Annotated in this window: 7 protein-coding genes; all 7 read right to left on the bottom strand. The window is 72.1% G+C overall.

Annotated features, from left to right (window positions below):
• Nucleotides 1-2 precede the first annotated feature (2 nt).
• The 7 genes from AC069R_RS27050 to AC069R_RS27080 all read right to left on the bottom strand — a co-directional run bounded on the left by AC069R_RS27050 (nt 3) and on the right by AC069R_RS27080 (nt 22,189).
• The gene (locus AC069R_RS27050) at nt 3-9,989 is read right to left on the bottom strand and encodes an amino acid adenylation domain-containing protein (RefSeq protein WP_478769399.1); all 9,987 of its coding nucleotides are present in this window, start codon (nt 9,987-9,989) and stop codon (nt 3-5) included.
• Nucleotides 9,986-17,776, bottom strand: a complete 7,791-nt coding sequence (locus AC069R_RS27055) for an amino acid adenylation domain-containing protein (protein ID WP_478769400.1) — start codon at nt 17,774-17,776, stop codon at nt 9,986-9,988. The genes AC069R_RS27050 and AC069R_RS27055 overlap by 4 nt, the downstream gene beginning before the upstream one ends.
• A gap of 41 nt (nt 17,777-17,817) precedes the next feature.
• Entirely contained in the window at nt 17,818-19,005 is a 1,188-nt protein-coding gene (locus AC069R_RS27060) for an NAD(P)/FAD-dependent oxidoreductase (protein WP_478769401.1), read from the bottom strand.
• 219 nt (nt 19,006-19,224) lie between these two features.
• Entirely contained in the window at nt 19,225-19,455 is a 231-nt protein-coding gene (locus tag AC069R_RS27065) for a phosphopantetheine-binding protein (RefSeq protein ID WP_478769402.1), read from the bottom strand.
• A gap of 16 nt (nt 19,456-19,471) precedes the next feature.
• Nucleotides 19,472-21,055 carry an amino acid adenylation domain-containing protein gene (locus tag AC069R_RS27070; protein ID WP_478769403.1) on the bottom strand — a complete coding sequence of 528 codons (1,584 nt, stop codon included), beginning with the start codon at nt 21,053-21,055 and terminating at the stop codon, nt 19,472-19,474.
• 112 nt (nt 21,056-21,167) lie between these two features.
• The gene (locus AC069R_RS27075) at nt 21,168-21,911 is read right to left on the bottom strand and encodes an LmbU family transcriptional regulator (RefSeq protein WP_478769404.1); all 744 of its coding nucleotides are present in this window, start codon (nt 21,909-21,911) and stop codon (nt 21,168-21,170) included.
• A gap of 62 nt (nt 21,912-21,973) precedes the next feature.
• Nucleotides 21,974-22,189 (bottom strand): MbtH family protein, encoded by a 216-nt coding sequence (locus AC069R_RS27080; protein ID WP_478769405.1) that lies wholly within the window; start codon nt 22,187-22,189, stop codon nt 21,974-21,976.
• Between the last annotated feature and the right edge of the window lie 27 nt (nt 22,190-22,216).

A 22,216-nucleotide genomic window follows, 5' to 3' on the forward strand; every position in this document is an offset into this window, starting at 1 on the left:
CGTTACTCCTCTACGATCATCTTGCGCAAACCGGGACGGCGAGGTGCGGCCGCCGATTCCTCCGACCACGCGGCGAGCGCGGCCGGCGTCGGCAAGTCGAAGATCTTTCGGACAGGTATTTCGATGCCCATCTCGGCACGTGCTCGGCTGATCAGCCGGGTGGCCAGGAGCGAGTGACCGCCGAAGGCGAAGAAGTCGTCGTCGATGCCGACCCGGCCGAGACCGAGCACTTCCGCGAACAGCGCGCAGAAGTTCTCCTCGCGCTCGTTGCGCGGCGCCCGGCCGGTCGACACCTGCGCGTAGTCGGGCGGCGGCAGCACCCGTCGGTTGAGCTTGCCGTTGGGGGTGAGCGGGATCTCCGACAGGGGGACGACCGTGGCCGGGACCATGTACTCGGGCAGCCGTCCGCGCAGGTATGCGGGGAGTTCGGCGAGGAGCGGGCCGATGGTCCGGGAGAGTCCGGGGTTGTTGGCCCGCGTCCGGCCGGCCACGCCGCTGGGCACGAACGCCCCGGTGACGGCGCTTTCCCCGGACAGCAGTACCGCGTCGAAGGCGTGGACGGCCTCGCCGGAGGGGGTGAGGACCGCCGCCCTGCCGTGCCGTCGCGCCCAGAGCAGCAGCTCCTCCGGGTCGACGGGCCGGCCGGACGGGGCGGCCGGGCTCGGCACGCCCGCCGTGGCGGCGGCCGCGGCCTCCTCGGTCAGCCGGGCGTTGGGTATCCCGGTCACCCGCACCGGGTCGTCGCCGGCGCGGTCGAGGCGGTGGGCGAGGCCCGCGAGGTCGGGGATCTCCCGGCCCCAGGGCAGCCCTGAAGCCGCGGTCAGGTCGAGCAGGCCGGCGGGTTCCTTGTGCAGGACGACCTCGTAGCGGTGCCGGGTCAGCTCATTGTGCGCCGTCCCGGACTTCAGCCGGATGTCCACGCCGAGCGACCGGCCTTGCGCCCACTCGGTGAACCACTCGGGCGCGACGACCAGTTCGCGCTCGGCGAGCAGCGCCTTCTCCACCAGCGTCCGCAACTCCTCGGGCGAGGCGTGCGGCTGGGCGGTGCGCTGGACCGCCGTCAGCAGCAGCCGCAGCGTGGTGGCGTTGCGGACGTCACCGACGATCAGCCGCCCGCCGGGCGCCACCAGCTCCAAAGCCTGGTCCAGCACCCGGTCCAGGTAGTCGACGCCGGGGAAGTACTGGATCACCGAGTTCAGGAGGACCGTGTCGAACGCGGCCCTGGGCAGTCCGGAGACATCGTCGGCGGGCTGGGCACTCAGGTGCACGCGATCGCCGAAGCCGTTCTGCTCGGCCTGGGCGCGGACCCGGTCCACGACGGGGGCGGACAGGTCCGTGCCCCAGAACTCCTCGACCTGGCCGACGATCTTCGCCATCAGCAGACCGGAACCGACACCGATCTCCAGCACCCGCCGGGGCGCGGACTCCAGCACCAGCGCCACCGCCGTGTCCCGCCACTCCCGCATCTGCTCCAGCGGGATCGGGACGCCGTCGTAGGTGGACCGCCACAGCTGGAAGTCCTCGCCCCAGGCCTGGTCCCTGGACTCCGTGTAGCTGTCGTCGTAGACCTGCTGCCATTCGTCCACCTGGGCATCGGCCTCGGCGAGCGCGGCGTCCGGCTCGGGGACGACATAGCCGATGACGCGCTTGTCGTCCTCCTGGTCCTCGCGTACGACGACCACGGCCTGCGCGACGCCCGGATGCGAGGCCAGTACGTTCTCGATCTCGCCCAGCTCGATACGGAAACCGCGCACCTTGACCTGGAAGTCGGTGCGCCCGATGTACTCAAGGCGGCCGTCCCGGCCCCACCGCACCAGGTCACCCGTGCGGTACATCCGGGCGCCAGCCGGTCCGAAGGGGCAGGCCACGAACCGCTCCGACGTCAGACCAGGACGACCCTGATAGCCACGGGCCAGACCATCACCCGCGATGTACAGCTCGCCCTGCACCCCCCGCGGGACCGGACGCAGCCGCGAATCCAACACGAACACCTGCGTGTTGCCGATCGGCGAACCGATCGGAGGGGCGTCCGTTCCGGGCTCGATGGCCGCGCTCGTCGACCAGATCGTGGTCTCGGTCGGGCCGTACATGTTGAGCACTTCGGCGGCCTGGCCGGCGAGTGTCCCGGCCAGTTGCGCGGGCAGGGCCTCGCCGCCGACCAGGATCCGCAGATCCTTCGCGCCGTTCGGCTCGTCCATGAGCAGCATCTGCCAGAAGGCGGGGGTGGCCTGTACGACGGTGACCTCATGTCGGCGCAGTGCCGCCATGACGGCCGAGGGCTGGGCGATGGTGTCCTTGCCCGCGAGCACGACGGCCGCACCGGAGATCAGCGGCAGGTACAGCTCAAGACCCGCGATGTCGAACGACACCGTGGTCACCGCCAGCCACCGGTCCGACGGCGACAACGGCACCCGACGACCCATCGTCGCAAGGAAGTTCGCCAGCGCGCCGTGCGGCACCGCCACACCCTTCGGCCGGCCCGTCGAACCCGACGTATAGATCACGTACGCGGTGTTCTGCGGCGAGACGCCGGAAGCCGGAGCCGACTCCGGGAGCGCGGAGACCTCCGCGCCGGCCAGCATCTCGGCGTCCAGGACCAGCACCGGCGCCGCGTCCTCCAGGATGTAGTCGATCCGCGACCGAGGATGATCCGGATCGATCGGGACGTAGGCACCGCCCGCCTTCTGCACCGCCAGCAACGCGACGATCAGCTCCACCGACCGCGGCAGACACACCGCAACCAGCGACTCCTGCCGCACCCCACGCCCGATCAGCCAGTGCGCCAGCCGGTTGGCCCGCGCCTCCAACTCCCCGAACGTCAGCGACTCACCCTCACCGATCACCGCCAGAGCGTCCGGAGCCGACCGCGCCCACCGGGCCACCGCCTCCAGCAGACCCGGCTCCAGCGTCGGCTCCACCGTGTCGTTCGCCGTACCCAGCAGCCACCGCCGCTCGTCCGCACCGAGCACGTCGAGGTCACCGACGCGCACGCCCGGATCGGCGACGACCTGCTCCAGGATGCGCACGAACCGGTCGACGATGTCGGCGGCCGTGTCCGCGTCCAGGAGGTCCTGCTGGTACTGGAGGGCGAACTGCACCTCCGGTTCGGAGGCGGCGGCCAGGGTGACCGGGTAGTGCGACCCGGCGAACGGCCGTAGCCCGGTGATGGCCACACCGGCCTCCGAGTTGGCCTCGACGATGGCCTCGCGGTCGACCGGGAAGGACTCGAACAGCACCAGCGTGTCGAAGAGGGTGCTCAGCCCGGTGGCCTGCTGGATCTCCACCAGACTGTGGTGGTGGTGATCCAGCAGCGCGACCTGCCGGCTCTGGAGTTCGGCGAGCAGTTCGGCGAAGGTGCTCCGCCATGCGCAGCGCACCCGCACCGGGATGGTGTTGATGAACAGGCCGACCATGTCGTCGGCGTCGATGAAGGCCGCCGGACGGCCGGCGACGGTGGCGCCGAACACGATGTCGGACCGCCCGGTGAGGTTGGCGAGCATCACGCCCCAGGCGCCCTGCACCAGGGTGTTCACCGTGACGCCGAGTTCCGCGGCCCGGTGCAGCAGGCCGTTCATGTCCTCGATCGCCACGTCGAGGTTTCCGACGCCGCCGGAGTCGTGCCGTGCGGTGGCGCGCGGCACGAGCAGGGTGGGCTCCTCCACCCCTTCGAGCTCGGCCGCCCAGGCGCGGGCGGACTCCTCGTGGTCGTGCCGGGCGCGCCAGGTCAGGAACTCGCCGAAGTCACGGGCCGGGGGCATCCCGGACGCGTCACCGTCGGCCGCGTACAGCAGCAGCAGGTCCCGCATCAGCAGCGGCGTGGACCAGCCGTCGAACAGCACGTGATGGGCGGTCAGCACCAGCTCGGCCCGGTCCGGTTCGAGGACGACCAGCGCCAGCCGGATCAGCGGCGGAGTGCCCACGTCGAAGTGGGTGGCCCGGTCCTCGACGAGGAAGCGCTCGAACGTCTCGACCCGCTCCGCCTCGGCGAGCCCGGTCAGGTCCAGGTGCTGCCACGGCAGCGCCACCGTCTCGGGCACCACCGACACCACGTCGCCGTCCGCCGAGTTGACGAAGGCCGCGCGGAGGTTGGTGTAGCGCCCGAGCAGCGCCTGCCCGGCCCGGTGCATACGCTCCGGGTCGGTCTCGCCCGCGAGATGGAACACCAGCTGCATGTGGTAGACGTCGAACTCGGCCCCGGCCAGCATCGCATGGAACAGCAGTCCGGACTGGGCCGGGGTCACCGGCCAGACCTCGGCCAGGCGGCCGAACCGGTCCTGCCAGGCATCGATCTCGTCCTGGCCCACCGCGACCAGCGGTGCGTCGGACGGGGTGAGCCCGCCGGCGTCGGCGGACGCGGCGTGCCGGGCCAGCCCGGTCAGCGCCTCGACCCACAGCCCGGCCACTTCGGTCACCTCGTCACGGGAGAGCACACCGGTGGGGAAGCCGAAGTCGGCGGCCAGCCGGTCGCCCTCCGGGGTGGCGGTGACCACCGCGTCGATCTCCAGCGCGGCCTGCACCGGCCGGTGCAGGTCCGGCCCGGCGAGCAGGTCCCGGTGGGCCGCGTCCGGCTCCCAGCCCAGGCCGCGCAGGTCCGCGGGGAGTTCCGCGGACGCGGACCCGCCGTGGTAGGCGAACCCGATCCGCGGTTCCCGGTCGCCGGTGAACTCACGGGCACTCTCCGGGTCGAGGTAGCGCAGCAGGCCGTAGCCGGTGCCGTGGTCGGGCACCGCCCGCAGCTGCTCCTTGACGGTCTTGAGCGCACGGCCGGCGGCCCCGCCGCCGGCGAACGCGTCCGCCACGTCGATGCCGGCCAGGTCGAGACGGGCCGGGAAGACCGTGGTGAGCGGGCCGATCGTCCGGGACAGGTCGGCGCCGGGCACCAGGTGTTCGTCCCGGTCCTGCCCTTCGAGCCGGACCAGCGCGGACGACGCCGGCAGGCCGCGCAGTTCGCGCCAGCGCATCAGCGCCAGCGCCAGTCCGGTGAGCAGCCCGTCCTCGGCACCGGCGCGGAACACCGCGGGCAGCAGGTTCAGCAGGGTGTCCGCGACCTCGGCCGGCACCTGGACCCGTACCGAGTCCACGATGGCGCCCTCGCCCGCGTGGTCCGCCTCGCGGGCGCCGAGCGGGGGCTCGTCGGTGCGCAACTCCCGCTGCCACCAGGGTATTTCGGCCTTGCGCCGCGGGTCGGCGGCCTCGTCGGCCAGGGCGTGCGCCCACCGGCGGAACGAGGTGCCCACCCGCGGCAGCACCGGGGTCTGTCCGGCGCGCGCCTGCTGCCAGGCGCGGACCAGGTCCGGGACCAGGATCCGCCAGGACACCCGGTCCATGACCAGGCGGTGTACGACGATCAGCAGCCGGTCCTCGCCGGTGTCGGAGGTGAGCCGGACGAACTGCGCCATGACGCCCGCGGCCGGGTCCAGTCGGAGGGCCGCGGCGTCGGCTTCGGCGGCCACGCGGTCACCGTCGGCGGCGGTGCAGCGGATCTCCCGCAGCAGCGTTTCGGCGTCCACCGTGCCGGACGGCTCGATCCGCAGACCCGGCTGCGCCCGGTCGAGCCGGGCGCGCAGCGCGTCGTGCTGGTCCAGCACGGCCCGCACCGCGGCGAGCAGTTCGGCGCGGTCGGTGTCCGCGGGCAGGGTGAGCACCATGGAGGTGGAGTGCGCGTCGCCGCCGCCGTCGAGGGCGAGGGCGCCCGCGGCCGTCGGCGGGAGCGGGGCCCAGCCGGTGCCGCCGCCCGGCAGTTCGGCCAGGGCCGAGCTCTCCTCGTCCCGTGCGTCGAGCAGTTCGGCGAGCCGGGCGACCGTGCGGTACTCGAAGATCTCCCGCACGCTGACCTCTTCGCCGCGGGTCTTGGCGCGGGCGACGACCTGGATGGAGCGGATGCTGTCCCCGCCGAGCGCGAAGTAGTCGTCGTCGACACCGACCGCGGCGAGGCCGAGCACCTCGGCGAACAGCTCGCAGAACAGCCGCTCGCGCTCGTTGCGCGGCGCCCGGCCGGTCGACACCTGCGCGTAGTCGGGCGGCGGCAGCATCCGCCGGTTGAGCTTGCCGTTCGGGGTCAGCGGGATCTGCGAGAGCGGTACGACGGCAGTGGGCACCATGTACTCGGGCAGCCGCCCGCGCAGGTGCTCGGGCAGCGCGGCGAGCAGCGGACCGATCGCCTTGGCCAGGCCGGGGTTGTTCGCCCGGATCCGGCCGCCCGCACCGCCGGCCACGAACGCGCCGGTGATGCACTGCCCGGCCCGCTGCCGGGGCAGCAGCACCAGGTCGAAGCAGCGCGGGTCCTCGCCGGACCAGGTGGTCACCGCTTCCCAGCCGTGTTCCAGCGCCAGCCGGCGCAGTTCCTCGGGGTCGGCCGGTCGGGCGGCCAGGGACACCGGGTCGAGAACCTGGGCCGTGACGGCGAGGCCGGCCTCCTCGGTCAGGCGGGCGTTGGGTATCCCGCGCACCCGTGTGGGGCCCGCCCGGTCCACGTGCCGGCCCAGTTCGACGAGGTCGGACACCTGTCCGCTCCACGGCACCGCGGGGATCGCGGTCAGGTCGAGCAGGCCGGCGGGTTCCTTGTGCAGGACGACCTCGTAGCGGTGCCGGGTCAGCTCGTTGTGCGCGGTCCCGGTCTTCAGCCGGATGTCCACGCCGAGCGACCGACCTTGCGCCCACTCGGTGAACCACTCGGGCGCGACGACCAGTTCGCGCTCGGCGAGCAGCGCCTTCTCCACCAGTGTCCGCAGTTCGTCGTAGGACGCGTGCGGCTGGGCGGCCCGCTGCATCGCGGTGAGCAGCAGCCGCAGCGTGGTGGCGTTGCGGACGTCACCGACGATGAGCCGCCCGCCGGGCGCCACCAGCTCCAAAGCCTGGTCCAGCACCCGGTCCAGGTAGTCGACGCCGGGGAAGTACTGGATGACCGAGTTGATCACCACGACGTCGAACGCGGCCCTGGGCAGTCCGGAGACGTCGTCGGCGGGCTGCGCACTCAGGTGCACCCGGTCGCCGTACCCCGCCGCCTCGGCCTGCGCGCGCACGCGGTCCACGACGGGGGCGGACAGGTCGGTGCCCCAGAACTCCTCGACCTGGCCGACGATCTTCGCCATCAGCAGACCGGAACCGACACCGATCTCCAGCACCCGCCGGGGCTCGGACTCCAGCACCAGCGCCACCGCGGCGTCCTGCCACTCCCGCATCTGCTCCAGCGGGATCGGCTCGCCGTCGTACGAGGACTTCCACAGGTCGAAGTCGTCGCCCAGCGCCTCGTCCTCGGACGCGAGGTAACTGTCGTCGTAGACCTGGCGCCACTCGTCCACCTGGGCCTCGGTGTCCGTGAGCGCGGCGTCCGGCTCGGGCACCACGTAGCCGACGATGCGCTTGTCGTCCTCCTGGTCCTCGCGTACGACGACCACGGCCTGCGCGACGCCCGGATGCGAGGCGAGCACGTTCTCGATCTCGCCCAGCTCGATACGGAAACCGCGCACCTTGACCTGGAAGTCGGTGCGCCCGATGTACTCAAGGCGGCCGTCCCGGCCCCACCGCACCAGGTCACCCGTGCGGTACATCCGCGCCCCGGACGCACCGAACGGGCAGGCCACGAACCGCTCCGACGTCAGACCAGGACGACCCTGATAGCCACGGGCCAGACCGTCACCCGCGATGTACAGCTCGCCCTGCACCCCGCGCGGGACCGGACGCAGCCGCGAATCCAGCACGAACACCTGCGTGTTGCCGATCGGCGAACCGATCGCCACGCTCGTACCGGCCTCGACGGGCGCCATGGTCGACCAGATGGTCGTCTCGGTCGGGCCGTACATGTTGAGCACTTCGGCGGCCTGGTCGGCCAGCGTCTCGGCCAGCCGGGCCGGCAGGGCTTCGCCGCCGACCAGGATCCGCAGGCCCTTCACGGCGTTCGGCTCGTGCATGAGCAGCATCTGCCAGAAGGCGGGGGTGGCCTGTGCGACGGTGACCTCGTGGCGGCGCATGGCCGCAGCTACGGCCGACGGGTCGGTGACGGTGTCCTTGTCCGCGAGCACCGCGGCCGCGCCCGAGAGGAGCGGCAGGTACAGCTCAAGACCCGCGATGTCGAACGACACCGTGGTCACCGCCAGCCACCGGTCCGACGGCGACAACGGCACCCGACGACCCATCGTCGCAAGGAAGTTCGCCAGCGCGCCGTGCGGCACCGCCACACCCTTCGGCCGGCCCGTCGAACCCGACGTATAGATCACGTACGCGGTGTTCTGCGGCGAGACGCCGGAAGCCGGAGCCGACTCCGGGAGCGCGGAGACCTCCGCGCCGGCCAGCATCTCGGCGTCCAGGACCAGCACCGGCGCCGCGTCCTCCAGGATGTAGTCGATCCGCGACCGAGGATGATCCGGATCGATCGGGACGTAGGCACCGCCCGCCTTCTGCACCGCCAGCAACGCGACGATCAGCTCCACCGACCGCGGCAGGCAGACGGCAACCAGCGACTCCTGCCGCACCCCACGCCCGATCAGCCAGTGCGCCAGCCGGTTGGCCCGCGCCTCCAGCTCCCCGAACGTCAGCGACTCGTCGCCGCACACCACGGCGGTCGCCGCCGGGGCGGCCTCGGCGTGCCGGGCGACCGCCGCCACGACGTCCGCGCCCCAAACCGGCTCGGCCGTGTCGTTCGCCGTACCCAGCAGCCACCGCCGCTCGTCCGCGCCGAGCACGTCGACGTCCCCGAGGCGTACGTCCGGATCGGCGACGACCTGCTCCAGGATGCGCACGAACCGGTCGACGATGCTGACGGCCGTGGCGTGGTCGAAGAGTTCCACCGCGTACTCGAGGCGGCCGTGCGCGCGCCCGGTGGCGTCCGGGACGATGTTGAAGAACAGGTCGAACTTCGCGGTGTCGGTGCCCACCGGTACGGGGGTGACCCGCAGCCCCGGCATCCGCAGCTCCGACCAGACGAACTGCCAGGCCAGCATGACCTGGAACAGCGGCTGGTACGAGGTGGAGCGATCCGGGTTGAGCAGTTCCACCAGCCACTCGAACGGCACGTCCTGGTTGTCGTACGCGGCGAGGGCCTTGTCCCGTGTGTGCTCCACGAGCCGGCCGAACGACGGGTTGCGCGACAGGTCGGCGCGCAGCACCCAGGTGTTGACGAAGAACCCGACCAGTTCGGCCAGGGCCTCGTCGGTGCGTCCCTCGATCGGGCTGCCGACCGTGAGGTCCTCGCCGCCGCCCAGCTTGTTCAGCAGCACCGCGAGCGCGGCCTGGGCGACCATCGGGACCGTGGCGCCGCGGTCGGCGGCCAGTTTGCCGAGCCCGGCGACCAGGTCGGGCGCGAGGAGGAACTCGACGTGACCGCCTTCGTGGCCGGCCACGGTGGGGCGCGGCCGGTCCAGCGGCAGTTGCACCGGCTGCGGCACCCCGGCCAGTTCCTCGCGCCAGTAGGCGAGCTGGGAGGCGGCGACGCTGTCCGGGTCGCCCTCCTCGCCGAGCAGCTGCCGCTGCCACAGCGTGTAGTCCTTGTACTGCACCGGGAGCGGCTCCCACCGCGGCGCGTCGCCGCTGTGGCGGGCCGAGTACGCCGACACCAGGTCCCGGACGAACGGGCCCATCGAGGAGCCGTCCGCCGCGATGTGGTGGAACACGAACACCAGCAGGTGCTCCTGCCGCGAGAGCCGGAACACCGTGGCCCGCAGCGGCAGTTCGGTGTCCAGTTCGAAGCCCTGGCCGAGCGCCTCACGCAGGGCGGCGTCCACCTCGTCCGGGGCGACGTCGACCACGCGGAACGGGATGGCGGCCTCCTGCGGGGGCAGCACGCGCTGCTCCGGTGTGCCGTCCGCGTTCTCGGCGACCAGGGTGCGCAGGGTCTCGTGCCGGGTGGCGACGTCTCCCACGGCCGCGGCCAGGGCCGCCGTGTCGAGCGGCCCTTCCAGGCGCATCACGAACGGGATGTTGTAGGTGGCGGTCGGGCCCTCCAGTCGGTGGAGGAACCACAGCCGGCGCTGGGCGAAGGACAGGGGGATCATCGACGCGTCTCCTCAACGTTCATCTGGCCCAGCCGGGGACGCAGCCGGGGGCGGTTCGACGGGGCCTGCTCCTCGATCCGGGCCGCCAGCTGGGCGACGGTCGGATTGCGGAACACGGTCGTGACCTTCACGTCGGCGTTCAGCTCGTTGCGGATGCGGCCGACCAGCCGGGTGGCCAGCAGCGAATGCCCGCCGTGGGTGAAGAAGCCGACGTCGATGCCGACCTCCGGCAGGTCGAGCAGGTCCGCGAACAGCCGGCAGAGGACTTCCTCGGTGTGATTGCGCGGCCCTCGTCCGGTGCCGGCCTCGGTGCCGTGGTCCGGCGCGGGCAGGGCCTTGCGGTCGAGCTTGCCGCTCGGTGTCGTGGGCAGCGCGGCGAGCGGCATGATCGCCGAGGGCACCATGTACTCCGGCAGGTGCTCCCGGACCTGGTCCGTCAGGGCCGTGAGGTCCAGCTCGGCGTCCGTCTTCCCCTTGACCGGCACCACGTACGCGACCAGCCGCTGGTCGCCGGGGCGGTCCTCGCGCACCACGGCCACGGCGCCGTCGACGTCCGGGTGCGCGGCCAGCGCCTGCTCGATCTCGCCGAGTTCGATGCGGAACCCGCGGACCTTGACCTGGAAGTCGGCCCGCCCGATGTACTCGACCTGGCCGTTCTGGTTCCACCGTACGACGTCGCCGGTGCGGTACATCCGGGTGCCGGGCGCGCCGTAGGGGCAGGCGACGAACCGGTTCGCGGTCAGCCCCGGCTGCCCCAGGTAGCCCCGCGCGAGCCCGGTGCCGGCGAGGTACAGCTCACCGGTGACGCCGGGCGCGACCGGGCGCAGGGCCGCGTCCAGGACGTACACCTGGGTGTTCCAGATCGGTGCGCCGATCGGCACCCGGTCCGCGCCCGGCACGTGCTGATAGGCCGTGACCTCGACCGATGCCTCGGTGGGCCCGTAGAGGTTGTGCACCTGGCAGTTCGGCAGCACCTCGACCGCCTTGTTGGCGAGCGCCGGCGGGAACGCCTCGCCCGCGACCTCGATCCAGCGCAGCCCGGTGCACTCCTTGGCGGCGGGCTCGTCGAGGAACGCCTCCAGCAGGGAGGGCACGAAGTCCGCGCCGGTGACCCGCTCCCGGCGGATCAGCTCGGCCAGGTAGGCGGGGTCGCGGCGGCCGTCGGGGCGGGCGATGACGATGGCGGCGCCGGCCTGGAGCGGCGCGAACAGCTCCGGCACCGACACGTCGAAGCTCGCCGTCGTGCTCAGCAGCACCCGGTCCTCGGCCCCGACGCCGAAGTGCGCCAGACCCCACGCCAGCCGGTTCATGATCGACCGGTGCGCCACCAGTACGCCCTTGGGGCCGCCGGTGGAACCCGAGGTGTAGATGACGTACGCGGCGCTGTCCGGGGACAGCTGACGCTCCGGGTTCGTCTCCGGGTACCCGGACACGTCGGGGAGCGTCTCGTCGAGCACCAGCAGCGGCCGCGCGCTGTCCAGCACGTGCCGTACCCGGTCCTCGGGCAGCTCCGGGTCCACCGGCACATAGGCCGCGCCGGCCTTGACGACGGCGTAGATCGCCACCAGCAGGTCGACGGAGCGGGGGATCCTGACCGCGATCAGCTGCTCGGGGCCCGCGCCCCGTTCGAGCAGCCAGTGCGCCAGCCGGTTGGCCCGCCGGTTGAACTCGCCGTAGGTCAGCGTCTGCTGCTCGCCGATCAGGGCGACACGGTCGGGGTCGCGGTCCACCCGGGCCTCGAACGCGGCCGGCAGCGTGTGTGCGGCCACCGGGTGCGCGGTGTCGTTGACCTGCCGCACCAACCAGTCGCGTTCCCGCGCCGCCAGCACCTCGACCGCACCGACCGGTGTGTGCGGGTCGGCGAGTATCTGCTCCAGCACCCGCACGAGCCGGGCGGCGATCACTTCGGCGTCGGCACGCTCGTACAGGTTCTTCTGGTAGTCGAGGGAGAGCCGCAGATACGGGTCGGAGGAGTTGAGGGTGAGCGGGTAGTGCGAGCCGGCGAACGGCCGGATGGCGTCGATCGCGAAGCCCGCGTCGGTGTTGGCATCGACCATTCCCGCGCGGTCGATCGGGTAGTTCTCGAAGACGACGATCGTGTCGAACAGGGCGGGCAGCCCGACACTGCGCTGAATGTCGGCCAGCCCGTAGTAGTGGTGGTCGAGGAGCGCGGTCTGCCGCCGCTGGAGTTCGGTGATCACGGCGGCGACGCTGTCGTTCGGCCGGCACAGTGCCCTGATCGGCAGGGTGTTGATGAACAGGCCGACCATCTCGTCCGATCCGGTCAGCTCGGCGGGGCGGCCGTTGACAGCGGCGCCGAACACCACGTCCTGCTGCCCCGTCAGCTTCGCGAGCAGGATCGCCCAGGCGCCTTGCAGGAGCGTGTTGAGGGTGACCCCGAGTTCCGCGGCGCGGCGGGAGAGTTCGCGCCCCTGGTCGATCGACCACGGCACCTCGATCCGGCCGAGGGAGGACGCCTCCTCCTTGACCGGCGGGTTCGGGGCCACCAGGGTCGGCTGCTCGAATCCCTCCAGCTCGGCGGCCCACCGGGCGGCCGACGCCTTGCGGTCCTGTGCGGTCAGCCAGGCCAGGTAGTCGCCGTAGCCGCGGACCGGGGCGAGTTCCCCGGTACCGGCGTACAGCCGGATCAGGTCCGTGATGACCAGCGGTGAGGACCAGCCGTCGAACAGGGTGTGGTGCGCCGTGATGACGAGCTTCGCCCGCTGCGGCCCGCAGGTGAGCAGGGCCAGACGGAACAGCGGCGGCCGGGTGGGGTCGAGCTGGTCGGCCCGGTCGTCGGCCAGCGCGGTGTCGAGCGCCGCGTCCTGCTCGGCCTCGCTGCGGCCGGTCAGGTCCAGGTGCCGCCAGGGCAGGGCGACGTGTTCCGCCACGACCTGGACGGGGTCGCCGTCGGCCGAGGCGAGGAACGCGGAGCGCAGGTTCGGGTACCGCTCCAGCAGTGCCTGTCCGGCCGCCCGCATGCGCTCCGGGTCCACATGGCCGGACAGGTGCAGCACGAACTGCATGTGGTAGACGTCGAAAGTGCCGTCGGCGAGCGCGGCCTGGAACTGGATGCCGGACTGCCCCGGTGCCTGCGGCCACACCTCGGCCAGCCGGCCGTAGCGCTGCTCCCAGGTCTCGATCTCGTCCTGCCGCACCGTGACCAGCGGGGCGTCCGAGGGCGTGAGCCCGCCGATCTGCGGGCCCGTGGCGTAGGCGGCCATGCCGTGCAGCACCTCGACCCACAGCCGGGCGAGTTCGGCGGCCCGCTCGCGGGTCAGCAGCCCCGTGGCGAACATGAGGGCGGCCTGGAGCCGGGTGCCGTCGGCGGTGTCCGTGGCGACCGAGTTGACCTCCAGCGCGGACAGCGCGGGCAGGTCCGGGTCGGGCAGCGCGATCAGCTCGGCGGACCAGTTCGTGGGCCCCCACCCGTCGGCGCGCAGGTGCTCGGGTATGTCGGTGCCGGAGATCCGGCCGAGGTAGTTGAACCCGATCTGGGGCACCGGAAGGTCGGCGAGTTGTTCGGCGGTCTCGGGGTTGAGCCAGCGCAGCAGCGCGTATCCCATGCCCTTGTCCGGGACGCCGCGCAGCTGCTCCTTGACCCGCTTGACCGCCTGGCCGGCCGCGGGGCCGCCCGCGAGCACGTCGGCCAGGTCCACGCCCCGTACGTCGACGCGGGCCGGGTACATGCTGGTGAACCAGCCGACGGTCCGGGAGAGGTCGGCGCCGGGGACGATGTCCTCCGCACGGCCGTGCCCCTCCAGCCGGACCAGGGTCGAGCGGTCACCGCCCCACCGGTTCACGGCGAGGGCGAGGGCGGCGAGCAGGACGTCCGTCCCGGTGCCTTTGAACGCGGCGGGGAGCGTGGTCAGCACCGCCTCGGTGACGTCGGCGGGCAGCTCGACGCGCACGGTGTCGACGGTGGACCACACGTCCGTCTCCGGGTCGAACGCGCGCGTGCCCAGGGGCGGGTCGGACGCCTCCAGCAGGTCCCGCCAGTACGTCAGCTCCGCCTCCCGCTCAGGTGAGAGCGCCTCGTCCGCCAGGGCCGCGGCCCAGCGGCGGGCCGAGGTGCCGACCGCGGGCAGCTCGGGCGTCCGGCCCGCGCGGACCTGCTGCCAGGCCTCGGCGAAGTCCGACATCAGGATCCGCCAGGACACTCCGTCCACCACCAAGTGGTGGAGGACGACCAGCAGCCGGCCCGCGCCGGAGCCGGCGGCGAACCAGACGAAGTCGGCCACCGTCCCGGCTGCCGGGTCGAGCCGCCCGAGCGACGCCTCCAGCTCCGCCTGCGCCGCCCGGAGCGACGCCGGCTCGTCCCAGCGGCCGTCGCAGTCGACCCGGTGGATGAGGTCCGCGGCCCGTACGGCGCCCTTTTCCCGTACGACGAGGCAGAGCTCGCCGTCCCGCACCAGCCGGGCGCGCAGCAGGTCGTGCCGGTCGAGTACGGCGTCGAGCGTGGCGGCGAGTCCGTCCGTGTCGATGCCCGCGGGCAGCTCCAGCACCATCGACATGGCGAACCGGTCGATGCCGCCGCCGTGTTCGAAGACCTGCCGGGCCACCGGCTGGAGCGGCATCGGGCCGACGCCGCCGCGCTCGTCCTCGGCGAGGACCGGCGCCTGGTCGCGGCGGTCGGCGGCCGCCTCGGCCAGCCGTGCCGCGGTGCGGCACTCGAAGATCTCACGGGTGGTGAGAGTCAGGCCGAGGGCCCGCACCCGCGCCACCACCTGGATGGAGCGCAGGCTGTCGCCGCCCACCGCGAAGAAGTCGTCGTCGATGCCGACCCGTTCCACGCCGAGCACGTCCGCGTAGGCGGCGGTGATGATCTTCTCGGTCTCGGTGCGCGGCTCGCGGTAGCTCTCGCCCAGGAACTCCGGTTCGGGCAGCGCCTTGCGGTCCAGCTTGCCGGTCGGTCCGAGCGGCAGCCGGCCGAGGACCACGAAGGCCGCCGGCACCATGTAGTCGGGCAGCCGGGCCGCGACGAACTTGCGGAGTTCGGCGGCGGAGGCGCCGGACTGCACGTCCACGTCGCCGATGCCGCCGGCGCCGTCGTCACCGACGGCTCCCTCGCCGGTGTGCACCACGTAGGCGACGAGCCGCCGTCCGCCCGAGGGCACCTCGCGGCTGATCACCACGGCCTCGCTGATGCCGGGGTGGCGGGTGATCGCCGCTTCGACCTCCGCCGTCTCGATGCGGAAGCCGCGCACCTTCACCTGGCCGTCGGCGCGGCCGACGCACTCCAGCTGACCGTGCGCGTTCCAGCGGGCCAGATCGCCCGTGCGGTACATCCGCTCGCCGGCGGGGCCGAACGGGTTCGCCACATAGCGCTCGGCGGTCAGGTCCGGGCGGTCGTGGTAGCCGCGGCCCAGGCAGGTGCCGGCCACGTACAGCTCGCCGATCACGCCCCGCGGCACCGGGGCGAGTGACGGGCCGAGCACGTAGGCGCGCATGTTGCCCAGCGGGGTGCCGATGGGCGCGACCTCGCTCTCCGGCCACTCCTGCCCGGCGCCGAGGGAGAACGTGGTGGCGTAGAAACTCTCGCTCTGGCCGTAGGAGTTGACGATCTGCGCGCCGGGCAGCGCCTCGCGCACCTGCCGTACCAGCCGGGCCGGGAGCACGTCGCCCGCGAAGACGACCGTGCGGATGCCGGTGGTCTTGTCCAGGTGGCCGACGAGTTCGCCGAGCACCGAGGGGACGCCGCTGAGCACCTGGCCGTGCCAGCCGTCGCGTTCGGCGAGGGCCAGCGCGTTGGGCACCACCTCGGCGGTGCCACCGGTGGACAGGGTGGTCAGCAGCTCGAAGACGGAGACGTCGAAGTTCACCGAGGTGCCGGCCAGCATCCGCCAGCCGGGCGGGGCGTCGAGGACGCGCGCCAGCTCCCGCACGCCGTTGACGATGTTGCGGTGGGCGATCGCCGCGCCCTTCGGCTTGCCCGTGGAGCCGGAGGTGTACATCACGTACGCCAGGTTGTCCGGGGCCAGCGGCGCGGTCCGGTCCGCGTCGCCCGGAGCCCCGCGCGGGGTGTCCCAGTCCGCGCGGTGGTCGAGGTCGACGCACGACATGTCGTTGGCCGGCAGCTCCCGCGAGGTCGCGGTGTCGGTGACCGCGAACCGCGGGCGTGCCTCGGACAGCACGCTCTCGGCGCGTCCGGCGAGGTACTGCGGGTCCACCGGCAGGTATCCGGCGCCGGACTTGAGGATGCCGAGCAGGCCGGCCACCAGGTCCTCGGTGCGGGGCAGCGCCAGCACCACCAGGTCCTCCGGTCCGGCACCGCGCCGGATCAGCTCCCAGGCGACGGCGTTCGCCCGGTCGTCGAGCTCCCGGTACGTCACCGTACGGTCGTCGCACACGAGCGCCGGGGCGTCCGGGGTACGGGCGACCTGGAGTTCGAACAGCTCCGGAACCGTCAGTTCGGGCACGGCCGCCGCGGTGTCGTCGAACCCGGCGACCAGCTGCTCCCGTTCGGCGGTGTCGAGCACGTCGACGGTGCCGATCGCGTGGTCTGCGTCGGCGACGAGCCGGCCGAGCACCCGGACGAAGCGCTGCGCGATGCTCTCGGCCGTGGTCCGGTCGAAGAGGCTGGTGGCGTACTCCAGACGGCACTGCGCGCCGCCCGAGTTGTCCGGGAGCAGGTCGAAGAACAGGTCGAACTTGGCGGTCCCGGTCTCCAGGCGCTCGGTGCGGACGCCGAGTCCGGGGAGTTCCAGGTCCGGCACCGGCGGCTGCCAGGAGAGCATGACCTGGAAGAACGGGTTGTAGGCGGTGGAGCGGTCGGGGTTGAGCAGCTCCACGAGCCGCTCGAAGGGCATGTCCTGGTTCTCGTACGCGGCCAGGGAGCGGTCCCGCACCTGGCGGAGCAGCCGGCGGAAGCTCGGGTTGCCGGCGAGGTCGACGCGGAGCACCCAGGTGTTGACGAAGAAGCCGACGAGGTCGCGCAGTTCCTCGTCGGTGCGGTCCGTGATCGGCGCGCCGATGGACACGTCGTCACCGCAGCCGAGGTGGTGCAGCAGTACCGCGAGCGCCGCGTGCATGACCATCGACACCGTCGTGTCCTGGTCCGCGGCCAGCTTCTCCACCGCGCCGAGGAGTCCGGGTTCGAGGGTGAACCTGACCCGGTCCCCGTCGGGGCTCATCACCCGCGGGCGCGGGCGGTCCGTGGGCAGGTCCAGCGGCTGCGGCAGGTCGGCCAGCGCCTCGCGCCAGTAGGCCAGTTGCCGGGCCGACAGGCTCTCGGGGTCGGACTCGTCGCCGAGCACGTCCCGCTGCCACAGGGTGTAGTCCGCGTACTGCACCGGCAGCGGCTCCCACGCCGGGGCGCCGCCCTCACGGCGGGCCGCGTAGGCCGTGGTGAGGTCGCGGAACAGCGGCCCGAAGGACTCGCCGTCCACGGCGATGTGGTGGGCCACGACGACCAGGGTGTGGTCGGCTGGTCCGCAGCGCACCAGCCGGGCGCGGATCGGCGCGTCGGCGGCCAGGTCGAAGGTCCGGGTGGCCACCTCGTCGACGGCGGCGGCCCGGTCCTGCTCCGCGACCTCCACGACGGGCAGCTCGAACGGCTGCTCCCCGGCGGCGAGTACCCGCTGGTGCGGCACGCCGGCGTCGTCCTCGACGATCACCGTCCGCAGCACCTCGTGGCGGTCGATGACATCGCGGAGCGCCGCTCCCAGCGCTTCCGCGTCCAGCTCACCGGTCAGCCGCAAGGCGAACGCACCGTTGTAGGTCGGCGAAGGGCCTTCGAACCGGTCCACGAACCACAGCCGACGCTGCGCGAACGACAACGGGATCATTGAGTCTCCAAAATCGGCAGAACCAGGGAGCAGGTCGTCACTCAGCTCTGGTCGAGCAGGGTCAAGAGTTCGTCGTTGTAGAAGTCGTCGATGGAGCAGGCTCCCGACAGGGTCGAGAAGTACCGGTCGATCAGCTCCTGGTGGCCGACCAGCTTTTGCAGCAGCTCGACGCGTCCCTCGGGCTTGAGTTCGGCCACGTTGAGCGCGCCCCGGTAGTGGCTGAAGGCGTCGTCGCCCAGGTTGTCCTCGTAGGCGCTCAGCGCAGCCTCGAGCGCGGCGTCGTCGTGCAGGTTCTCCCCGATGTACTCGGTGAGCGTCTGGGCCTGGACGAATGCCTCGGTGATGCCGCGGGCGGTGATGGAGTCCTTGTGGTTGACCGCGTCGCCGACCAGCGCCCAGCCCGGTCCGTAGGCCTTGCGGAAGAAGTTCTCCTGGTGTCCGGTGCCGTACAGCTGCTCCACGCGTTCGCCGGACCGCATCCGCTCGTACAGCTCGGGGGCCGTCGTCCGGAAGGTCTCCAGGTAGAACGGCTCGACTCCCTTGCGGACGGCGTTGTACTCGTCCTGCGGGAAGTACGTCATGAGCAGGGTCAGGTCGTCGTTGGTGGGGATGACGCCGACCCAGCGTCCGGGTCGCTCGTACAGCTCGAAGTTCGCCGGGACGCCCGCCCAGTAGCTGTAGTAGGTGCAGGTCAGTCGCGGGTGCTCGATGATGTTCGGGGCGCCTGCCTTGCGGGCCACCAGCGAGCGCATGCCGTCCGCGCCGACGACGAGCCGGGCCCGGTCCGTCGCCGCGGCGCCGCCGGGGGTGGTGTACCGCACCCCGACCACCCGGTCCCCCTCGAAGACCAGGTCGTTGACCGCGCAGGACTCCCGGAACTCCACACCGGCCGCGACGGCACCGGCCGCGAGGATCGGGTCGAGCACGTAGCGCCGCGGCGCGTACGTGGTCCGCAGGCCGTCGATGGGCAGGGAGAAGCCGTCGATGCGGACGCCGGGCCCCTCGTAGCTCTGATGAGTGATCGGCCGGCAGCCCGCGTCGCGGAGTTCGTCGAGCAGTCCCCACCGGTTGAGGAGCGCCACGCCCTCCTGGTGGATGTAGTGGGAGGACAGGGTGTCCTGCGGGAATCGCGCTTTCTCCAGGAGCAGGACTCGATATCCCGCTTGAGCGAACAACATGGCCGTGGGCGAGCCCGCACAACGGGCACCTATGACAATCACGTCGTACATAGCGCCACTCCTACCAGATTGTTTTTTGATCGCAATGCGGCCTCAGCCGGAAATGTAGTGACTCTCGAGTGCGCTATCGACGCGACGGATGCGAATTCCCGTCAGCGGGCACTTATTTGATGCTAGCCGTCCGAACCGGCTCCGGGGAATACATAGTGAACTCTGCGACGCCCCGAATGCGACGTCCCGAATGCGACGCCCCGAAATAAATCGGCGCCGTTACCGGGTCACCGCGCCCAGGGTCTCGATGTACGCGGAGATCGAGGCCACTGTCGGGTTGAGGTACATCTGGTCCATCGGGACCTCCGCGCCCAGCTCCTCGATGTAGGCACCCTGGATCCTGGCCATGATCACGGACTGGCCGCCCAGGGCGAAGAAGTCGTCGCCGTCCCCTATGTCATCGCGCTGGAGTTCCCGGCACCAAATGGTGCGCACCCCGTCGGCAATCATGTCGTTCCTCTCGTTTTCAGGCCGCCGTGACGCGGCCGGCGAACTGATGCGGATACGCGTCGGCCAGCGCCGCGCGGTCCACCTTTCCGTGCGGGCTCAGCGGGAGGCTCGGGACGGTGACGAACCTCGACGGCACCATGTTCCGCGGCAGTGTGGCGAGGAGCCGGGCGCGCACGTCGTCCGCGGCGCCTTCGTCGCCGTCCGGGACGACGAAGGCGGTCAGTGCGGCCTCCCCGGCTTCGGTGTACTCGACCACCACGGCGGCTTGCCTGATCCCGGCCAGGCGGGCGAGCGCCCGCTCGATGTCGGTGGGGTCGATGCGCATGCCCCGCACCTTCACCTGCGCGTCGATCCTGCCGAGGACGATGAGTTCGCCGGCCTCGGTCACATAGCCGCGGTCGCCCGTGCGGTACACCCTGCGTGTCTCGCCATCGACCTCGATGGTGGTGAACCGGCGGTTCTCGGGGCCGTTGTTGAGGTAGCCCGCGCCGACGCCGGCACCGGAGATGCAGATCTCGCCCTGCTCCCCCGGCGCGACTGCGCGCAGCTGCGCGTCGAGGAGGTGGATGTCGGTGTTGTAGGCCGGCCTGCCGACCGGCGCGACCTGCTGGTCGCCGGGCCGGTGCGCGCACAGGACGTAGGACGTCGCGACGTCCGTGCACTCGGCGACGCCGTACTGGTGCAGGAGGGTGCAGTCGTTGTCCGGGCGGCGCGCCCAGTCCGCGATCCGCTCGTACACCAGCGGCTCCCCGCCGAACAGCAGGTAGTCGAGCCTGGCCAGCGCGTCACCGCCGCGCGCGGTCTCCCAGTCCACCAGCAGGTACAGCGTGCTGGAGGCGCAGTGGATCACGCGTATGTCGTGGTCGGTGAGCATGCGGTAGGCCAGCATGGCGTCGAAGTTCCGGCTGGCCATCAGGTGCTGGGTGGCGCCGCAGAACAGCGGTGTCATCAGGGCCCGTTGGGACAGGTCGAAGCCGAACGCGCTGACGACCAGGTTGTGGGAGCCCTGGTGCAAGCCGTACTCCAGCCGCAGCCAGTTCATGAGGTTGAACCAGCCCTCGTGGCGCACCGCGGTCAGTTTCGGGGTGCCGGTCGAGCCGGAGGTGAAAACCGCGTAGCACACGTCGTCGCCGGTGACCTGGACGTCCGGGGCGGTCGCCGGGAGACCCGACAGGTAACCGGACATCCGCTCCAGGTCGACGACCTCCACGACCGCCGACTCGACCAGCGCGGCCGTCGCCGGCGAGGCCACGATCAGGGCGAGGTGGGGCACCTGGTCCAGCAGCAGCTGAAGCCGGGCCGACGGGTAGGCGGGATCGAACGGCACGTAGGCCGCCCCCGCCTTCAGCGTGCCGAGGATGGCGACGAGCATGTCGACCGAGTAGTCCAGGCAGACGCCGACCTTGGCGCCGCGGCCGTGTCCGCAGGTGACGAGGAAGTGCGCGAACCGGTTCGCCCGCGCGTCCAGTTCCGCGTACGTCACCTGCTGCCCCGCGCAGCGAACGGCGACGGCGTCGGGCGTGGCGGCCGCGTGCGCTTCGAACTGACGGTGAACGACGGGCGCCGGGGGCAGGGCAACCCGCTTTCCCTGAAGGATCATCAACTGACTCCGATGTGACGGGTGTCCGAGTGGGCGAGCCGTCGGTACACCAGGGGGAACGGGCTGGTCCGGCGCCTTCACCGGGTCCGGCGCCGGTCGGTGCGGTGCGCCGCTAGGCGGTGCGCCGACCGGTGGCGTCGAGCACCCGCGTCACCCACTGTTCGACGGGCAGACCGTGCGCGGCAGCCGATTTCGAGTAGTAGTCCAGTTGGTCGGCCGACAGCTCGATGGTGAGCGTGGCGGCCTTGCGCGGGCGGGTGCCGGCGGCCGCCGTCCCGGCCGGCCGGGGCGGCGCCCCTCGGGACCGGCCGGCGCCGTCCGGGCAGGTGACGGCCGGCGGGGCGTCGGCCGGCGGCAGGTCGCCGGTGCGGCTTCGCTCGGCCGGACCAATGCGTACCGCCTTGCGCAGTTCGTTCCGTGACCAGCCGCCCTGTTCGGCCTCGCGCAGCCAGTGGTCCTGCTCCGGCGGCGGCAGCCGGGCCACTTCCGCGTGGTGGGCGAAGCTGAGGCCGTCCCGCCTGCGGTGCCGCTCGAAGCGCCGGGCCACCCAGGCGTAGTTGCGCAGGGTCTGGTAGTCGAGACCGGTGCGCTCGACCGCCTCCCGGTACCGCCGCCACCCGTAGGCGGCCTCGCCGAAGAGCAGCCAGTCGGCGAGCCACCACGCGGAGGAGTTCGTGAGCTCGCGCAGGTCGGACCCGATCCGCTCCCAGGACCGCTCGGACAGGTTCTCCGGGAGGATCATCGCCGACTTCCGCACCATCGCCTGCCGCCCCACCAGGGAGAGCACCACGTCGTGCGGCGCGGGCTCGCTCCTGGTGGCCGTCGGTGCCGACCGGTGTCTGCTGGCGGTTCTCACAGGATGTCCCCACAACCCTCGTCTCGCGGCCGGCGTCCCCGCCGTGCGCTGCGGCCCCGGACTCAGTCCGCGGCCATGGCCTCCCGCAGCCCCCTGGGCCGCATGTCGGTCCAGTGCTGCTCGACGTACTCCAGGCACTCGGTCCGGGCCGCCGCCCCGAAGGCGACCCGCCAGCCCGCGGGCACCTCGGCGAACGCGGGCCACAGGGAGTGCTGCTCCTCATCGTTGACCACGACGTAGAAGCTGCCGTCCTCGTCGTCGAATGGGTTCGTGCTCAACTGCCACCGTCCTTAGCCGTCCCGAGG

This window comes from Streptomyces sp. NPDC043952, assembly GCF_056435325.1.

Excerpts from the sequence above, each read along its gene's own strand:
- AC069R_RS27050 (WP_478769399.1), bottom strand. The coding sequence starts at position 9,989 with ATGATCCCCCTGTCCTTCGCCCAGCGCCGGCTGTGGTTCCTCCACCGA.
- AC069R_RS27055 (WP_478769400.1), bottom strand. The coding sequence starts at position 17,776 with ATGATCCCGTTGTCGTTCGCGCAGCGTCGGCTGTGGTTCGTGGACCGG.
- AC069R_RS27060 (WP_478769401.1), bottom strand. The coding sequence starts at position 19,005 with ATGTACGACGTGATTGTCATAGGTGCCCGTTGTGCGGGCTCGCCCACG.
- AC069R_RS27065 (WP_478769402.1), bottom strand. The coding sequence starts at position 19,455 with ATGATTGCCGACGGGGTGCGCACCATTTGGTGCCGGGAACTCCAGCGC.
- AC069R_RS27070 (WP_478769403.1), bottom strand. The coding sequence starts at position 21,055 with ATGATCCTTCAGGGAAAGCGGGTTGCCCTGCCCCCGGCGCCCGTCGTT.